This is a genomic window from Pseudomonas sp. 2024-210, from assembly GCF_045062345.1.
In the GTDB taxonomy this organism is placed as follows: Bacteria; Pseudomonadota; Gammaproteobacteria; order Pseudomonadales; family Pseudomonadaceae; genus Aquipseudomonas.
In genome coordinates this window covers 20154-36228 of record NZ_JBJGEJ010000009.1, presented here as the reverse complement: position 1 = coordinate 36228, position 16075 = coordinate 20154, and the positions used below count along the sequence as shown (strand labels likewise).

Sequence of the window (16075 nt, the reverse complement as noted above, 5' to 3'; positions counted from 1 at the left end):
AGTGCCCGTATCTGATCACCTTGACATGGTGGGGGTCGTTGTTTCGAGTCCAATCGCGCCTACCCAACAAAATCCGCTCTGCTGGGCGGTCTAGAAGGACTCACCGAAAGGTGGGCCCTTTTTTGTTGTCTGCGATTTGCAAAACCCCCACCTCAGAACGCCAAATCAGCTCCCACCTCTAGGTACTCGATACCTTTCTCTGAGTGCCCATCTTGATAGTGTTTGGTCATCTTCACGTCTGCATGGCCCATCAGCGCCTGGATGTATTCTTGCGGGAAATTCTGCTGCTCATATAGCCAAGGCCCAAAGCGCGGATCTCGTGAAAGGTGGGTCGTTTGGTGGCCGGAATATGGTCATACGCATGCGCCGCGTCCCGGGCCTTGCTGAAAGGGGCGAGTTGCTGGCGTACAGCGAAGGCAGAGGGCGTACAACGTTTCATGGAGTCCCAGCTGAATCGGGAAATGTGCTCGATGAAGTTCTGAGTTACTTATCGATGATGAGCAGACAACATCAGCCATGTAGAACATGTGCATCTTATAATGGTGATGATGGCATAAAGCCTGCTACAGTCCGCGCCGAAATTAATTAGGCAAGGAAATCTACTGTGAACCGCCTCCATTTTTTATCTTTAGTAGGCGCAGCATTGTTGATGAATGGGTGTGTCGTACAGAGCACTTACAGCAAAACCATTGCTGTAACCAAGGATGCTAATGGCAAGATCATCCAAACGGTTGAAAGTGAGACAGTGATTCAGCCAGCGAATGGCTATCCAATGCGTCTTGAGAAAATCAGAGGTATACAGCCTCAATAATTACCTGAGCTGATTCCATGAAGCCCGCCGAGCGCGGGTTTTTATTATCTAAAGAAAGCTATGCCCAACACCTTGCGGCAAATGCTGTAGATCCTCCCGAACACCGTGCCGATCTGGGCAACTCCAAACCGGGTGACGGCTCCAAATATCTCGGCCGCGGTCTGATCCAAACCGTAGGCCGGGCCACCTACTACTCGACGTCACCGCCGCAACTGGTTGTGACGGAGTGCAAGCCACCCCCGCGCCGGCGGCGTGGTTCATGCGTCCTGTAGAGCCCAACTTGACTCAGCGCATGCATAAGCACCCGCTATCACCCGATAAATACTAAAAAGTCTTCTGTGGCCAATGCGTTTCGTTGTCGATAAAGAGCTTTGGTGTGAGTGTATGGGTGATATTTGATAGTTGTAAATATTCTGCGCGATAAGGTGTGATGATATCACGGGTGATACTCGGTTTTTTTTGAAGCAGGCCTGGTGCCTTTTGGTTGAGGTGCGTCAGTAGGTGTGTCTTTATATGAGGGGGTTAGGAGTGAACTTTAAATTTTTATCTAGCAGAGTGCCACGTTCTATTGAAGCGATATGTTACGAATTTTGTTATCAAACAATGCTGGAAAGAAAAGTTGAGAGGGGCAATTTAAAAAAATTTGTCGTGAGTGTAAAGAATACGCCGGATAAAACAATAAGTGCTGGGGATTGCGACCATCTTAGAAAGTGTTTTGATAAGGTTGGCGAAATACTTGCGCAACAGGTTGGCGATCAAAAAACTTCTATAGTCAAGAAGCTCACAAAAACATTGTTGCTTATTCGAGAGCCAAGCAAAGAGCCTTTTCGGCTGAGAGTAAGTTTATGTTAAATCAGTGCATCAATTTTAAGGTGGCGTGAAAAATAATGCGGATTAAAGTATTAGTAGGCACTTCGCTTGTTACTGTCTTGTTGAGTGGCTGTTCATTTATAGACGCAGTCGGCTCATTAAGATCCTTTGGTGCTGACCCTCTCGTTGTTGCAGCCACTGAAGATCCTATGGCTACGAGAAATTCAGTTATGGCAGTTGGGAAAAAACCTAGGGCGATCCAACCGACAAAAAATATTCAAGGCACATGCTACGATTTTGAACTGAATAGCGGGAGTAAGAGCGCGCCGTTTTACGTAGCTTTTAATAAGAAAGATCAGGTCGTAGGTGCTTCCTTTCTCACGTGTGCTAATGCTGAATCACGAGGTTTGATCAACAATGAACTGCCTTTTATAGAGCGTAAAAAATAACCTCAAATAGGCCGGGTCATGCATAGCGCCGTGCTCCTGAAAATCTGAGTGAGACATGCATGACGTAAAACTGAATCGGGGAGCCCACGGCTCCCCGTTCCCTATTGCATCGAAACAGTTTACTTACTATTCGAGGATTTTGGATTTATCTGTTTTCTCAGAGGTTTATGAACTTTACGAGCGGGGATGGGGGCGGCTAGGTAATTCCTGAAACGCACTGAACCCTTCCCCTTTTTTTTCAGCTTTATACAACTCAATGTTCGTAAAAAGTATAAGTATTCCAAGGCGCCGAAAGGTGGGCCATTTTTGTTGTCTGCGCTTTACGAAACCCCCTAGAGTGCCGGATCACAGATGGATCTCAGGCGCCGCATTGGATCTGCGCAGTGCCACTGCAAATCTTCGTGTTTATGACTTCAGCGGCATGACCAGTTCGGGCCCTTGATTTTTTACATTCCCCACAGCGTTGCCAACCGGGTACCACTCAAAGTCTTTAGTTGGCTGGCAACAGTTCAACGCCAACTCTTCAGCTTTTGTTTGGTCGAGGTCGTTCTCCATCCACTCTCGCGCATGCTCGGGAGAGAACACCACGGGTCGTCGATCATGAATGTCGACCATCCCCTGATCACTGGCAGCAGTGATAATCACAAACCCATCCCTTTCATGAGGCTCCAGCCCAGTGTGAACCTCGGCCAACGCCGCGAAAAACATCGGCGCCTGAGTTTTCAGGCGAATGAAGTATGGCTGTTTCTTTTTCGGGTAGTCAGGGTCTTTGACCCACTCATACCATCCGTCAGCCATGACTAAAGCGCGGCTGTCTGGCCAAAGCTGTTTAAAAAACTTGCCGTTCGTTACGGTCTCGACTCGTGCATTGATCGGATCAGGTCTTTTGCCTTTGGCCCACAAGGGCGCCCAGCCCCAGCGAACAGAATCGATTCTCAGGTTGTTCTGTTGATTGTGGAGAATGTTTACCCGGGTGCTGGGTGCGATGTTGTAGCGGCCAATGGGATGATTGTCATAACCGCTGACGATCAATCTATCCGCTGCCAACACCTTCAAATAATCCGCAACGCCCTGGTACTGTACAAATCGCCCGCACATTTTAATGATCCCCAGAAAGTGAACGGATGCACAGATAGTAGTCTCTAACCGTCTACTCAATCGGAGGGCCGCATTATGGGAAGTTCTCACCCGGATCATTTTGGAATGTTGACGGACCAGATAGAGGCCTTGCGCAAAAGTATTGAAGCGCTTGAACAGGAAAGCGGTGCAGGTAGGCATCTGAGAGGCCAGCAGACTGTGGATGATCAGCAATCTATTCATCAGGCCTTTGATGAGTTGGACGAGGCTGTAACCCATGTGACAGACGTTTTACTGGCTTTGGCTGAAGCCCTGAATCAGGTTCCGAAGCTGTAAATGTAGATGTCCGCCTGTCCAAATATTTGTAGGAAAAATTGAACAGCAACCTACCGAACAGTTAATTGTGTGTTCTTACAGCTAAATAAATAGCGTGGGTCATGAGCCTCACTTCTCTGTGTCCATTAGCCGAAGGCGGTGTTCGCTTACCCCTGTGCTCTTTCAAGTTTTCCGTCTCCGGCGGCGGATCATATCGAGGAGCAGATCTCGCTTGACGAGCTCCTGACCCTTCGAGCGCCTGGCGTTTACCGGGTCAAGATTGATGAGTCGACGAATTAGAGGGATTTTTGCCTGGCAGTTATCCGCCAAGAGCAGCCATTCAGGACAGTACAAGCTGCTGACTTTTCACTCTTCCGAAGATGAGTGAATGAGATATCTTGTCGAACTGTCGATTCGCTCAACACTCCAAGGACGCCAATGCTCAGTTCGCTCGTATCCAATGGTCAGCAACGAACGCCTGACCGATTAGAACCGATGGTCCCCTGGTGGAGTTTTACGAAAACAGTCTTGGCTGCGACAACCCTAACCTTGGTACGTGATGGGCTGATCGAACTGGACGCTCCAATTTTTGATCAGCCTTTCACGTTACGCCAGCTACTGCAGCATGAGGCCGGTCTGGCTGATTACAGTGAACTCGCTGAGTATCATGCCGCCGTTACGAACAATGAGCCGGCCTGGTCGGTAAATGAAATGATGCAACGCCTTGACGCTACTCGACTTCGATACGGTCCCGGAACTGGTTGGCGTTACTCGAATGTAGGCTACTTGCTCATCGGCAAACTCATTGAACGGCTAACCGATCTGACTCTTGATGAAGCTTTGATACAACGGGTACTTGCCCCTCTGGGTCTGTCGAACATTCGCTTTGCTAAAACGCGAGCAGACTTACAGGCGACCCATCTTGGAAGCACCTCAAATTATGACCCCGCCTGGGTTTATCACGGCCTTTTGATCGGCCCAATCTCACAAGCAGCGTTATTTCTGGATCGACTCCTCTGCGCTGATCTGCTCTCCTCGGGCTTGCTCCAGGACATGCAGACAGCACGAATATTGGGCGGCCCGATTCCCGGGCGCCCATGGATCACGCCGGGCTATGGCTTGGGCGTGATGCGCGGGGCGATTGACGGCGGATTTTCCCTATGCGGTCACACAGGCTGCGGGCCAGGTAGTGTGATTGCTGTCTACCGTATCAGCGACGATAACGCATCGGCGTGTTGCGCTGCATTTGAGGCGGGCGCCAGTGAAGGTGTCGTCGAAGCCATTGTTGTAGAACAGTTGATGCAAGTTCTGCGGCAGGGGGGCTGAGAGCGTCGAAGTCCTTTTGGCGTTGGCCTCATGATTTACCAAATGACCGTTTTGGGTCGCAAGTGTCGTTCGTCTGCGACTGCAAGTGGACGATTGCCCCCCCCATTCAGGGCAACTAATTTGATTTTTTATTCTCAGCCTGGTGAAGATGATTCGGCACAAGGCATCACAAAGTCGATCAAATAAGGGTGCTAAGTCAAAGGCTTGCCCGGTTTCAAATCACAGAATTAAATATTTCCAAGGCCAGCGTTTTCCCACCAACCACACTTCGTTGCGAGCTCACGTGGTTTTCATGCTTGAGCAAGCAACGCCGTGGGCGCAACTAAATGGTTTTCAGAGCTGTAACGCTGCCAACGGGCTGCGGCCCAATACAAGGTCGGCGCCTTTGTCGCCGATGACCACGGTGGTGGCATTGGTGTTGCCACAGATCAGGTTGGGCATGACGGACGCGTCAATCACGCGCAAACCTTCTATCCCACGTACACGCAGGTCTGGCGTGCAGACGGCCATAGGGTCGTCGGCGCGGCCCATGCGGCAGGTGCCCACCGGGTGGTAAGCGGTTGTGAGTAACGGTTCCATCCAGGTCAGCCATTGCTCGTCGCTTTGCACCTGAGGGCCGGGCCTTACTTCGGCGTCGATGATGCCCGCCATTGCTGGTTGTTGCGCCATGTCTCGTAACCAGCGAAACGACCAGAGCAGTGCGCTGCGATCCCGAGCGTCGTGGAGGTAATTCATGGTGATTGCTGGGTGCTGGTTCATGTCACGGCTCTTGAGCCGGACATGACCGCGCGAAAAGGGGCGGCCTTGCAAGGGGCCCAGGGTCATGCCGTCGAAGGTGTCAGGCTGTGGGGGTTTCTTGCTGTCAGCGTCGGGCTCTCCGGTCATGGGCAGTCCGAACACTTGAATATCGTTATAGGTCAGGTCGGGGGTGCTTTTGAGGTAGCAGCCAAATTGCGCGGGCGCACTCATCATGGGGCCCGTTCGGCGAGTCAGGTACTTAAATACCGACGCGGCCAGGTGAAGGCCGCGAAAGGTATGATTCATGCCGCGCACGCCCGCTTTGAGCTTCCAGCACAGGGGGGCGCTGACGTGGTCTTGAAGGTTTTCACCCACGCCCGGCAAATCCGCGATGACTTCAATGCCCAGTGCCTCCAGCTGCGAGGCGGGGCCAATGCCTGACACCATCAACAATTGGGGGGACTGTAATGCCCCGGCGCACAGCAGCACTTCGCGGCTCGCCTTGACCCGTTGCAGGCTGCCGTCGGGCAGGGTGTATTCCACGCCAGTGGCGCGGCGCCCCTCAAGCACAATGCGTTGCACCATTGCCCGAGTCACCAGCGTTAAATTGGCGCGGCGCAAGGCAGGTTCGATAGCGTTGCTGGCAATGGAGGAGCGTCGACCCTCGCGTAAGTTGACCTGAAAAAAGCCCGCGCCCTGGGCCTTGCCGTCGTTGAAGTCGTTTACCGGTACCAAGCCTGCTTGTACCGCCGCTTCAAGCATGGCGTGCGATACCGGGTGCACGTGCGGCGGGTCGCTGGCCACCAGCGGGCCGCCTTGTCCGTGCCAAGCGTTGCGAATGTGCTGTTGGTCTTCGGTGCGCACAAAGTGGGGCAGCAGTTCGGGCCAGCTCCAGCCAGTGGCCCCTGCGGTCACCCAGTCTTGGTAATCCTGGGCGTGCCCGCGGATATAGATCATGCCATTGATGGACGAAGAGCCGCCGACCACTTTGCCTCTGGGCATCATCATGCGGCGCCCGCCCGCGTATTTTTCCGGTTCGGTGGTGTGCATCCAGGAAAACGTTGGGCTGTAGGTCATCGCTCCCCATCCCGCAGGCATATTGACCAGAAAGCGCTTGTGACTGCCGCCGGCTTCCAGCACCAGTATGCGGTAGCGACCGTCTTCGCTCAGGCGTGCGGCCAAAGTGCCTCCCGCCGAGCCGGAGCCCACCACGATGTAGTCAAAGGTCTCGGTCAACGATCATTCCCTTGCGTGAATTCAAAGGCGGGCCTATGTGAGCGAGGCGCGAATCATTTGATCCTTTCACAGGTGCCGGCTCGCGACTTACCTCGTACGGACTATTTGGGCTTGAGCAAGGGGGCGAAGGAGGGGGGGCAAAGAAGCAGGCGCACGAAAGCCCGCATGCAGAATCAGTACAGATTCGAGTGCGGGTCTTGGGGGATGCGAGGATGTTTCTGGAAAATGGCAGGGGCGGCTGGATTTGAACCAACGCATGGCAGGATCAAAACCTGCTGCCTTACCGCTTGGCGACGCCCCTGTATCTGTTGCAGTGAGTGCTGGCACTCAAGTGACATGTTGCGCTCTTGAGAAGGCCTGTTTGGCTCTCTCTAAGAGTGGGCGGCAATTTACCAACGTTTTACGATTCTGCAAAGCTTTTTTTGAAAAAAATCTCATAAAAACAGCTGCTTAGTCCAAATGTCTGTTTGTGGAAGTCCATTTTCCCAAATGGACGCTTGCTGGCGTGAAAATTACGCTGTAGATTTTCATGAAATTTAACGATGGTAATTTCATGTGGTTGCTCAAGCGTTTTTCATTTGCCCTGAAATCCCCCGGAAGCCGTCATGAGCAAGCATGAAGAAATCGCTGCGCTGGCGATCCTTATCCACGATTTGCGCAAACACAAGAAATTCACGCTAAAGCAGCTGGCGGACAAAATGGACCGGTCGGTGGGGTTCTTGTCGCAAGTTGAGCGCGGTTTGTCACAGCCGACCGTGGCTGACCTGACGGCTATTAGTGAAACCCTGGGTGTGCCGACGACGTATTTTTATCGCCAGCCAAAACCCAAACAGGTGCCTTGGGTGACTCGCCCCGATGAGCGCCGCACGCTGTTTTTCGCCAACGGCATTACTGACATTTTGGTGTCGCCGACAATGGGCGCCGCGTTCTCCATGCTCGAAAGCATTCTGCAAGCTGGAGCCACTAGCGGTGAGCGGCCGATGACCGACAGTTCGGAGCAGGGCGGTTATGTCATCGAGGGCCAATTAACGCTGTGGTTGGACGAGGGTGAGCCGGTCACGTTGAACACCGGGGACAGTTTTCAATTCGACAGTCATACCCGCTGCCGTTACGCCAATCTGACCGAGCATGTGACACGTGTGCTTTGGGTTTATACCTGAACAGGAAGAAATAACCATGATGGATGCTGCGTGTTCTGATCTGCTGGCCGAGGTGCGTACTTTTCGCCAGCACTACCCTGATGTTCGTTATGTCGACCTTATTTGCCTGGACATACCGGGGCATTTTTACGGCAAACGTTATCCGGTGGACATGCTCGAAAAAGTGGCCGCGGGCAGTGTCCTCAAACTGCCGCAGAATTGTGTGCTGCTGGGCACGCAGGGCGGGTTGTTCAATATTGGCGATTACTGTTTTAACGATGGCGATCCCGATGCGGTTCGGCGTCTGGTGCCCGGCACGCTCAAGCCGGTGACGTGGGAGGCGCAGCCGCTGGGGCAGATGCTGATCAGCTCCGACGGCACCGAAAAACCCATTGAGTTTGAGCCGCGCGAGGTGTTGGCCCGAGTGCTTGATCGGTTGGCGGGTAAAGGCATTCATCCGGTGGTGGCGTTCGAACTGGAGTTCTATCTGTTCGATAAACAGTTGTGTGATGGCTTGCCACAGTTCCCGCGAGACGCGCTGACCGGAGACGCCGACGATCAGCCGAACATGCACATTGAACGTTTGTCGCGTTTTTCACCGGTGCTCGATGCCATGGTGTGCGCGACGCGGGCTCAAGGTGTTGATGCTACGGTGATCACAGCCGAGTTGGGGCCGGGTCAGTTTGAAATCAATTTCGGTCATCTCGACGATGGTTTACGGGCTGCAGATTGGGCAGCGCTGTTTTGCCGCAGCACGCGGGGCGTTGCCCTCAAGCACGGTTTGCGCGCCAGTTTCATGGCCAAGCCTTACGTGCAGTATCCGGGTAGCGGCATGCATGTTCATGTCAGTCTGTACGACAAGGCGGGCAATAACCTGTTAGCAATCGATCAACACCGTCCTCTGCGCCATGCGGTGGCGGGTTGTTTGCAACTGTTACCTGCGTGCATGCCGATTTTCGCGCCGAATCTGAATGCCTTACGCCGTTTTGGCGGCAACACCAATGTCGCCAATCAGGCCAGTTGGGGCTACGAAGATCGCGATGCCTGCCTGCGGATTCCAGAGTCGGATGACAAAAACCTGCGCATCGAACACCGGCTGGCGGGCGCCGATGCCAATCCTTATCTGGTACTGGCTGCGATTCTGGTGGGGCTAGAACAGGGGCTGGCGGCAGGCCAGGAGCCGATTGCCTCACTCAATGAGGATCGCAGCAGCGGCATTGCTTTTCCCCTGGAAATGCTGGAAGGGGTGCGCGCCATGCAAGGTCAGCCGGCGTTGCGCGAAGGTTTGGGAGCGGAGTTTGTCGAGGTGTACTGCGAGAACAAGCGACAGGATCATCTGGCGTTTATGCAGGACATTAGCGTCAGGGAATATCGCTGGTTTATGTGAGACGGTTCTGAATATTTATATACATTTTTCAGGCGGTCTTGCATTTCTGCGCTACGCTTCGAAAATTGGACCCCTTATACATTTCGAGAGGTCGCACTGTCTTTAGTGATGAGCGTGCAATGCGAAATTCACCGCAAGCCCCCTGTAGTCAAAGACGTCTGCTTCTGAAGCTGGCCATCTCAGCGCCGGTTCTGGCGCTTTTGGGGCCTTTGGCCGGCTGCTCGCCCAAGCCCGAATTTCGCTCGACATTCCTCCAGCTCTGGAAAAGCCATCTAGATCTGCCCCCCGAAGAGTGGCGCCAGCGCATGGCCTTCCTCAAGGAGGTCGGATGCTCCGAATTGGTCTTGCAATGGGTTGGCCAGACCGGCTCAGGGGTTGAAGGTGGCGACTGGATGCTCCCTGACGCGAGCATGCGGGCCTTGCTCGATGCGTGCGCAGAATATGGCTTGCACGTGCGCATAGGCCTGCCCTATGACAATGGCTGGTGGGCGGCCATGGCCTCAGGCGATGAGCAGGCGCTACCGACCTGGTTCAATCGTTCGCTCCAGGCCGCCAGTGCTTATATGCGCGACTCGCCGTGGCCCATGCATCCGCAGTTCAGCGGTTGGTATATTCCCTATGAGATCGAGCAATACAGCTGGGTCAGCCCGGCGCGCCAAGAATTGCTGGGCAACTGGCTGACGGCGCTGTCGCAGGTTTCACAAAAGGCCAGTCAGGGCGTGCCGTCCATATCTACGTACTTCAGCGTGTTGGAAACCGAGGGCTCCTTGTTGCAGCTGTGGCATTCCCTGCTCAAGCGCACCCAATTGCGCGTCATGGTGCAGGACGGGGTAGGCGTGGCAGGCTGGGACAACCTCGATGGGGTGAATCCGCTGATCGCGTATTTGCGTGAGCAGCACGTGCCCTTTGATGTGATCATCGAATTGTTCGAACAATTACCTTCCGAGCGCACCAAGTTCACCGAATTTACAGCGCGTACGGCCGATTATTCGAGGGTCAAGCGTCAGTTTGCGTGGGCCAAGGATACCGGGGCACAGAGCATCGTGGCCTTTGCCATCGAGCCTTGGGTGACGGGAGATGATGAATACGCTAAAGCCCTGAAGGACAAGCTGCTCAACGGCTGGTTCTGAGCCTAACGTGCGGCCCGGATTGACGGGCCACACGCCTGCTATTTACAACGAGCGGCCAATGATTTCGCGCATGATTTCGCTGCTTCCTCCCAGAATTCGCAACGCCCGTGCATCTGCCCAGGCACGGCCAATGCCGTACTCGGCGCTGTAGCCATAGCCGCCATGCAGCTGCAACAGGTCATCGAGAATCTGACCCTGGATCTCGGTCGCGTTGAGTTTGGCCATTGCGGCGGTCACCGGATCGAGGGTGCCTTGCATCAGTTGCAGTGCACAGTCATCGAGAAACACCCGCAGCATGGTCAGGCGCGATTTGGCGTCGGACAATACAAAGCGATTATTCTGGTAGTCGATCACCCGTTTACCGAACACTTTGCGCTCACGGGTGTAGCGCTTGGTCTCTTCGAGCATGCCTTCAGCCGAGGCCGCAGCGCGCAAAGCGATGGCCAGGCGTTCGCGGGCCAGCTCCTGGCCCATGTATTCGAAACCGGCGTTAAGTTCGCCCAGCAGACAGTCTGCCGGAACGCGCACTTGGTCGAAAAACAGTTCACAGGTGTCTTGCGCGTGCTGGCCAATTTTGAGCATGGCCGGGCCTTTACTGAAGCCGGGCAGGCCTTCTTCTACGCAAAATATCGACAACCCGCGGGCACCCATGTCGGGATCAGTGCTGGCGAGTAAAACTACCAGCCCGGCATTGACGCCATTGGTGATCCAGGTTTTTTGCCCGCTGATGACGAATTCATCGCCGTCGCGAACGGCCCGCGTGCGGATGGCCTTGACGTCACTGCCTGCGCCGGGCTCGGTCATGGCGATAGCGCCGATCACCTCACCTCGGGCCATTGCCGGGAGCCAGCGGTCTTTTTGGGTTTGAGTGCCGAGCCGGTCCAGATAAGGGGCGACCATGTCCGAATGGATCGAGAAACCGATGCCCAAACAATTGGCACGCGCCAGCTCTTCTATCACCACGACAGCATGGCCAAAGTCACCCCCTGCACCGTAGGGCTCGGGCATTGAGCAGTTGAGCAAACCGTGTTCGCCCGCTTCGCGCCAGAGCGAGCGCGGAGTGATCCCGTCTTTTTCCCATTGTTGATAGCGCGGCAGAATACGCTCGCTGATAAAGCGTTGAACCTGCTCGCGAAACATTAAATGGTCGTCGCGAAAAATCGTGCGCATCAGTTTCCCTACTTTCCGTAACCTTCGGTAATGGCGAGTTGGCCACGCAGTACAGGAGCGGCTGCGCTGCCGGTCAGAAATAAACTGTAGTGATCGCCGGGCTTGAGGGCGGGCAACGGTAGTTTTTTGGAGGTGGCTTTACCGCAACCTGCAGTCAATGATGCGCTCACCGGGTTGATACCGCGAGCCACCGTGGTCTGGGGAGCAACATCGGCAAACAAGACGGGGCCGCTCTCTGCCACAATCAGGCTGCCCTTGGGGCAATTACTGGCCAGATTGTAAAAGCGCAGTTCGGCTTTAAGGGCGTCCTCGTTGCCTTTGCTGTCGTCCAGAATCTGGAACTCGCCGTTGCGTCGCACCAACGTGTTGAAGCTGTCAGGTGCGACTTTCAATTGCCCGGCCGGCTTGCCGTTGAGGCTGACGGTAAAGCTTTGATCGCCCTTGACCACGGTGTAGTGGCTGGCCATTTGTGCTGGCCCGATGGCTTGTTCCGTGCCATTGCTGACTTGCACTTTGACGGTTTTGGGTGATGGATTGACCACACGTACAAAGGCCGAGCCTTCAGGCGGGCGGGGCGCATAGAGCTGTGCCAATACGCCTTCGGCCATTGCCGGGCCAGCGAGGCAGGCGCCCAACAACAGGGTGACGCGCAGGGCGAGGGGTTTCATGATTTCTCCTTGATGGGGCGCATATTGGCTTCTCGATACAGGGCTTCAAGCCGTTTGCGATCAACTTTGTCGGACACGCTGGTGGGGAATTGTCCGCATGCCACCAGTTCGGACGGGATCATATAAGGCGGTAGCCGTGCGCCCAGTTGCTGTTTCCAGTCGCTCAGTGATTGCGGCAAGGGCCCAATGACACCGGGTTCGAGCGTCTTGGGCGTGGACACGAAACCAATCATGCGTATCAGCGTGCCATCGGGACGGCGCAGGGCGATGGTGGCGGCCGCATGAACGCCATTCAGCCCTGTCAGCGCAGCATCCACTTCACCCAGTTCAATCCGGTAACCATTGAGTTTGATCTGATCATCCCGGCGGCCATGAAAGTAGACCAGCCCGTGGTCATCGATTTCACCCATGTCACCTGTGCGGTAGGCACGTTTGCCGTTGTGCAGGAACAGACTTTGCGCGGTCAGGTCAGGGCGACCAAAGTAGCCACGCATGACGTGGTCGCCCGCGACACAGACCTCACCGTCTTTGAGAAACACCTCGGCATAGGGTTTGGCGCGGCCAATGGGCAAAGGGTTGCGCGCGCCCGTGAGAGGTCTTTCAATCTCCACCCACGTGGTGGAGCAGGTGGCTTCAGTGGGGCCGTATGAGTTGATGATTCGCGCGCTCGGGAAGCGTTCCCACAGTTGCTCGGCCATCGCCGGGGATAATGACTCGGCACCGAAAACAAACGCCTTTAACTGAGGCAAATGGGCCTCATTGAAGTCGTCGTTGAGGAATTGTTGACGAACAAAGGCCGGTGTAGACGCCCACACTTGCACGCCGTTATCGGCCAGGTAGCGCACGAAGGCTTCAGGGTTGGCAATGGTTTGCCGCGGGCAAAGGACGCATGACCCGCCCAACGCCAGCGCGCCGCACAGGTCGAACAATGAAAAGTCGAAGCTGAACAGCATCTGGTTCATAAACACCGGACGCGGGCCCAGTGCCAGGCACTCGCGGATCCAGCCGGCAAATAGCGCGACGCTGTCACGGCCGATTTGCACGCCCTTGGGCTCGCCGGTGCTGCCCGATGTGAACATGATGTAAGCCAGCCCCGGCTCTGCCAGTGGCAAGGGTTCAGCAGCACCGTCCTCGAAGCGGTCGAGGGCTGCGTTGTAGCATTTGACGGCCGCCACACGGTCGATGATGCGCTTGAGGCGCTCCGGCGGGTTGATACTGTCGACGGGCACGTACGTCACACCCATTCGCAAGCAGCCGAGCATGGCGACAACGAAATCGATCTGTTTATGCCCCGAAATCACCAGCGCATGTTCAGGCTTTAAGCCTGCTGCTGTTGCACGGGCCTGCCAGGCCTGGGTAGCCGCTTGCAGCTGCGCCCAGTTGATGGCGCGTTCGGCATCACGTAACGCCGGGGCGTCGGTGAACTGATCCAGCTCAGCGAATTCACAACGATCAAAATCAAAGTACATACCTAGCCCCCCGAACGTGGTCGAACATCTGTGTGTGTCAGGCTTTGGCGCTGGCGTTTTGATGTTCTTCGACAAATGCAGCCAGGGTGTCAATGGACTCCAGGTACTCGTCGATTTCGGTCGCTGGAATCCTGCAGCCAAACGCTTTGCCTACGGCCAGCGCAAGATCGACCTTGGTCATTGAGTCCAGTCCGCTGTCTGACAGGGCCGCATCTTGCGCAACATGGGCGCCGATTACGTTGTAGACAATGTCGTCCAGCTTGGTGAGGATTTCTTGACGATTCATGGTTCAGTGCTCCGTTGATTAAGGGTTAAAACTGGAAGTAGAGGAAGCGCGCTTCCTTGTGCAGGTTCATCAGGCAAAGCAGTAACAAGCCAGCCAGAATCACCAGCCATTTAGCGGTGGGTTCCCAGCGCAGAAACGCGATGCTGGTCGGTTGCGGTTTGGCCAGCGCCGGTGAATGGGTGCCCATGATTTGATGCGAATTGGGCAGGCACCAAACGATGGCGAGCAGCGCCAGTACATGCAGGGTTTCCAGATGACGGCCTGCAAACAGGCGCCAGCTGTCCGCCCAGTTGATGTTAGCCGGATACAGCACAGTGGGCAGGCTGTCGAAACCGCGAAGCCCCAGCATGCCTTCCACCAAATGCACGGCTTCCATCGTGCTGGAGGCTCTGAAGAAGGCTTGAGCGAAGATGACGGCGGCAAATGTCAGTAGCACAAAGCCTGCGGTCTTAAGCCGGTTGCTGGTGCGTTCGGCTATCGGCGTGCGGCTCACCACAAAGACCCGCCAGGCATGGTTGATCGACAGGTACGCCGCGTGCATCAGTCCGAAAATCAGGTATTGAAGACCAGCGCCGTGCCAGATACCCGCCAGCGCCATGGTAAAGGTGGTGGGCAAAATAACCGCGGCAGCGAACCCGCCGAGGGTTGAGACGCCTTGTGTACCCACCGGCAAGTTGTGCTTGCTGCGATACCGCGACACGGCCATCGCCACCGGGTAATACAGGTAGGCGGTCAGGTAACGGGTGAGGGTCATGTGCCACCGTGACCAGAATTCAATGATGCCGCTGGCTTTATAGGGCGAAAAGAAGTTCAGCGGGAAGCGGATGCCGAACATCTTGGCCAGCCCCAACGCCATATCCGAGTAGCCGGAAAAGTCGAAGTACAGTTGCAGCGCATAGGCCAGCCCGGTGCCCCAGGCTGACCAGAACTGCAATTCGCCTGGTTGCGCGAAGCCTGCGTCGGCGTAGCCCGCAATGGGGTCGGCCAGCAGCACTTTTTTAGCCAGGCCAATCACAAACAGCATGCCGCCAATGCTGAGGTTCTCGAAGCGGAAGCGGTAGGTTTCAGCTTTGGCGAACTGCGGCATCATTTCTTTGTGATGGAGGATGGGGCCGGCAATCAAGTGCGGGAAAAACGTCACGAACAGCACATAGCTGAGCAGGCTGCGTTCCTTGACGATGCCGCCCCGGCAGTCCAGCAAAAAGCCGATCTGGGTAAAGGTGAAGAATGAAATGCCCAGCGGCAGGATGATGTCGTCCATGCGGCCGCTGCCAAAGCCCAGCTCACCCGCGAAGTTCACCAGGGAAACGAAGTATTTGTAGTGGAAGAGCAGGGCGATGTTGGTGGCCACACCCAGGGTGGTCACCGCCAGTTGCAGTCGAGGCCTATTGGCGCTGCTGAGGATGCACTGGCTGATGATGTAGTTGAAGGCGATCGAGCCCATCAGCAGCATCACGAATTGCGGGTTCCACCAGCCATAAAACACCAACGAGGTGATGCACAGCCACACGGCAGCCAAGCGTGGGCTGATGGCGCTGAACAGGTAGTGGGCGGTCAGCGTAATGGGCAGAAAGAGGAATAAAAACAGATAAGAGTTAAAGAGCATGGTTGTCCCGTGGTGCTGGCAGAGTGGCCAGCACGGCGCGTTCTTCGGCGCTTAGCGGCAGGGAAAGGGCCATTTCGGAAAACTCCCAAATGACCAGCTTAAGGCTGGCAGGCCAGGCCTCTCGTTTTTTCAGGGAGGCAAGCAGCGCGCCGCTGAACTGGCCGCCGTCCATGCTTTGGTTCCAGATTTGTTGGCCCAGCTGCTGGCTCAGGCGTTCGCCGAACTCACTGCGCCGACCGTTTGAACTGCCCACCAGCAGCACTTGCACCGCCGGTGTTTCGTCCAGAAGGCCGCCGCTGCGAACTGGGTCGATGCTGACCGGGCTGGCGCTGTCCAGCGGCGGACGCCATTCTGGCCCAGCGTGCTCAAGGCCCCGGCCGACGTACTCGAACCCGTGATGCAGCACGCTCAAAGCGACAGGGCGAGCGCTACGCATGGCAGCCTTGCGCTGGAATCGG

At 55.6% G+C, this 16075-nt stretch carries 15 protein-coding genes, 1 tRNA gene and 2 pseudogenes; 9 read left to right on the top strand and 9 right to left on the bottom strand.

The genetic code is table 11. From position 1 onward, the window contains the following. Nucleotides 1–604: 604 nt before the first annotated feature. The 4 genes and pseudogenes from ACI7MX_RS14315 to ACI7MX_RS14300 all read left to right on the top strand — a co-directional run bounded on the left by ACI7MX_RS14315 (nucleotide 605) and on the right by ACI7MX_RS14300 (nucleotide 2070). Complete coding sequence (locus ACI7MX_RS14315; protein ID WP_405589508.1) at nucleotides 605–811, top strand: hypothetical protein; 207 nt, start codon at nucleotides 605–607, stop codon at nucleotides 809–811. Nucleotides 812–909: 98 nt separating this feature from the next. Further along, nucleotides 910–1002 (top strand): annotated as a pseudogene (locus ACI7MX_RS14310) (glycoside hydrolase family 19 protein); the annotation flags it as partial. Between the two features lie 337 nt (nucleotides 1003–1339). Then, nucleotides 1340–1663 (top strand): hypothetical protein, encoded by a 324-nt coding sequence (locus ACI7MX_RS14305; protein WP_405589437.1) that lies wholly within the window; start codon nucleotides 1340–1342, stop codon nucleotides 1661–1663. Between the two features lie 35 nt (nucleotides 1664–1698). Continuing rightward, on the top strand, nucleotides 1699–2070 hold the full coding sequence (locus ACI7MX_RS14300) for a hypothetical protein (protein ID WP_405589440.1): 372 nt from the start codon (nucleotides 1699–1701) through the stop codon (nucleotides 2068–2070). A gap of 405 nt (nucleotides 2071–2475) precedes the next feature. Here the strand turns inward: ACI7MX_RS14300 and ACI7MX_RS14295 are convergent, their stop codons facing one another. Next, nucleotides 2476–3168, bottom strand: coding sequence for an SOS response-associated peptidase family protein (locus ACI7MX_RS14295; protein WP_405589503.1), 693 nt, complete (start codon nucleotides 3166–3168; stop codon nucleotides 2476–2478). Between the two features lie 416 nt (nucleotides 3169–3584). Here ACI7MX_RS14295 and ACI7MX_RS14290 point away from each other — a divergent pair. Both ACI7MX_RS14290 and ACI7MX_RS14285 read left to right on the top strand, forming a co-directional pair. Beyond that, a pseudogene (locus ACI7MX_RS14290) lies at nucleotides 3585–3747 on the top strand (peptidase S24); the annotation flags it as partial. Between the two features lie 153 nt (nucleotides 3748–3900). Further along, entirely contained in the window at nucleotides 3901–4788 is an 888-nt protein-coding gene (locus tag ACI7MX_RS14285; RefSeq protein WP_405589442.1) for a serine hydrolase domain-containing protein, read from the top strand. 333 nt (nucleotides 4789–5121) lie between these two features. Here the strand turns inward: ACI7MX_RS14285 and ACI7MX_RS14280 are convergent, their stop codons facing one another. Then, on the bottom strand, nucleotides 5122–6762 hold the full coding sequence (locus ACI7MX_RS14280; RefSeq protein ID WP_405589445.1) for a GMC family oxidoreductase: 1641 nt from the start codon (nucleotides 6760–6762) through the stop codon (nucleotides 5122–5124). Between the two features lie 226 nt (nucleotides 6763–6988). Further along, nucleotides 6989–7063, bottom strand: a tRNA-Gln gene (locus ACI7MX_RS14275). Nucleotides 7064–7367: 304 nt separating this feature from the next. Here ACI7MX_RS14275 and ACI7MX_RS14270 point away from each other — a divergent pair. From ACI7MX_RS14270 to ACI7MX_RS14260, 3 genes are all read left to right on the top strand, one after another. Beyond that, nucleotides 7368–7922 (top strand): cupin domain-containing protein, encoded by a 555-nt coding sequence (locus ACI7MX_RS14270; protein ID WP_314483785.1) that lies wholly within the window; start codon nucleotides 7368–7370, stop codon nucleotides 7920–7922. A 19-nt stretch (nucleotides 7923–7941) separates the two neighbouring features. Then, on the top strand, nucleotides 7942–9288 hold the full coding sequence (locus tag ACI7MX_RS14265) for a glutamine synthetase family protein (protein ID WP_405589506.1): 1347 nt from the start codon (nucleotides 7942–7944) through the stop codon (nucleotides 9286–9288). 119 nt (nucleotides 9289–9407) lie between these two features. Next, nucleotides 9408–10418 (top strand): DUF4434 domain-containing protein, encoded by a 1011-nt coding sequence (locus ACI7MX_RS14260; protein ID WP_314483787.1) that lies wholly within the window; start codon nucleotides 9408–9410, stop codon nucleotides 10416–10418. Nucleotides 10419–10460: 42 nt separating this feature from the next. Here the strand turns inward: ACI7MX_RS14260 and ACI7MX_RS14255 are convergent, their stop codons facing one another. From ACI7MX_RS14255 to ACI7MX_RS14230, 6 genes are read right to left on the bottom strand one after another with little or no spacing between them, the layout of a single operon-like run. Then, nucleotides 10461–11588 carry an acyl-CoA dehydrogenase family protein gene (locus tag ACI7MX_RS14255; protein ID WP_314483789.1) on the bottom strand — a complete coding sequence of 376 codons (1128 nt, stop codon included), beginning with the start codon at nucleotides 11586–11588 and terminating at the stop codon, nucleotides 10461–10463. An 8-nt stretch (nucleotides 11589–11596) separates the two neighbouring features. Then, nucleotides 11597–12256, bottom strand: coding sequence for an alginate O-acetyltransferase AlgF (locus ACI7MX_RS14250; RefSeq protein WP_405589449.1), 660 nt, complete (start codon nucleotides 12254–12256; stop codon nucleotides 11597–11599). After that, entirely contained in the window at nucleotides 12253–13725 is a 1473-nt protein-coding gene (locus ACI7MX_RS14245; RefSeq protein WP_405589452.1) for an AMP-binding protein, read from the bottom strand. Before ACI7MX_RS14245 ends, ACI7MX_RS14250 begins: the two co-directional genes overlap by 4 nt. Before the next feature lie 37 nt (nucleotides 13726–13762). After that, on the bottom strand, nucleotides 13763–14011 hold the full coding sequence (locus ACI7MX_RS14240; RefSeq protein WP_314483796.1) for an acyl carrier protein: 249 nt from the start codon (nucleotides 14009–14011) through the stop codon (nucleotides 13763–13765). Nucleotides 14012–14036: 25 nt separating this feature from the next. Further along, the gene (locus ACI7MX_RS14235; RefSeq protein WP_405589456.1) at nucleotides 14037–15617 is read right to left on the bottom strand and encodes an MBOAT family O-acyltransferase; all 1581 of its coding nucleotides are present in this window, start codon (nucleotides 15615–15617) and stop codon (nucleotides 14037–14039) included. After that, complete coding sequence (locus ACI7MX_RS14230) at nucleotides 15607–16053, bottom strand: hypothetical protein (RefSeq protein ID WP_405589459.1); 447 nt, start codon at nucleotides 16051–16053, stop codon at nucleotides 15607–15609. Before ACI7MX_RS14230 ends, ACI7MX_RS14235 begins: the two co-directional genes overlap by 11 nt. Nucleotides 16054–16075 lie beyond the last annotated feature (22 nt).

Excerpts from the sequence above, each read along its gene's own strand:
- ACI7MX_RS14300 (WP_405589440.1), top strand. The coding sequence starts at position 1,699 with ATGCGGATTAAAGTATTAGTAGGCACTTCGCTTGTTACTGTCTTGTTG.
- ACI7MX_RS14295 (WP_405589503.1), bottom strand. The coding sequence starts at position 3,168 with ATGTGCGGGCGATTTGTACAGTACCAGGGCGTTGCGGATTATTTGAAG.
- ACI7MX_RS14285 (WP_405589442.1), top strand. The coding sequence starts at position 3,901 with ATGCTCAGTTCGCTCGTATCCAATGGTCAGCAACGAACGCCTGACCGA.
- ACI7MX_RS14270 (WP_314483785.1), top strand. The coding sequence starts at position 7,368 with ATGAGCAAGCATGAAGAAATCGCTGCGCTGGCGATCCTTATCCACGAT.
- ACI7MX_RS14265 (WP_405589506.1), top strand. The coding sequence starts at position 7,942 with ATGGATGCTGCGTGTTCTGATCTGCTGGCCGAGGTGCGTACTTTTCGC.
- ACI7MX_RS14260 (WP_314483787.1), top strand. The coding sequence starts at position 9,408 with ATGCGAAATTCACCGCAAGCCCCCTGTAGTCAAAGACGTCTGCTTCTG.
- ACI7MX_RS14255 (WP_314483789.1), bottom strand. The coding sequence starts at position 11,588 with ATGCGCACGATTTTTCGCGACGACCATTTAATGTTTCGCGAGCAGGTT.
- ACI7MX_RS14250 (WP_405589449.1), bottom strand. The coding sequence starts at position 12,256 with ATGAAACCCCTCGCCCTGCGCGTCACCCTGTTGTTGGGCGCCTGCCTC.
- ACI7MX_RS14245 (WP_405589452.1), bottom strand. The coding sequence starts at position 13,725 with ATGTACTTTGATTTTGATCGTTGTGAATTCGCTGAGCTGGATCAGTTC.
- ACI7MX_RS14240 (WP_314483796.1), bottom strand. The coding sequence starts at position 14,011 with ATGAATCGTCAAGAAATCCTCACCAAGCTGGACGACATTGTCTACAAC.
- ACI7MX_RS14235 (WP_405589456.1), bottom strand. The coding sequence starts at position 15,617 with ATGCTCTTTAACTCTTATCTGTTTTTATTCCTCTTTCTGCCCATTACG.
- ACI7MX_RS14230 (WP_405589459.1), bottom strand. The coding sequence starts at position 16,053 with ATGCGTAGCGCTCGCCCTGTCGCTTTGAGCGTGCTGCATCACGGGTTC.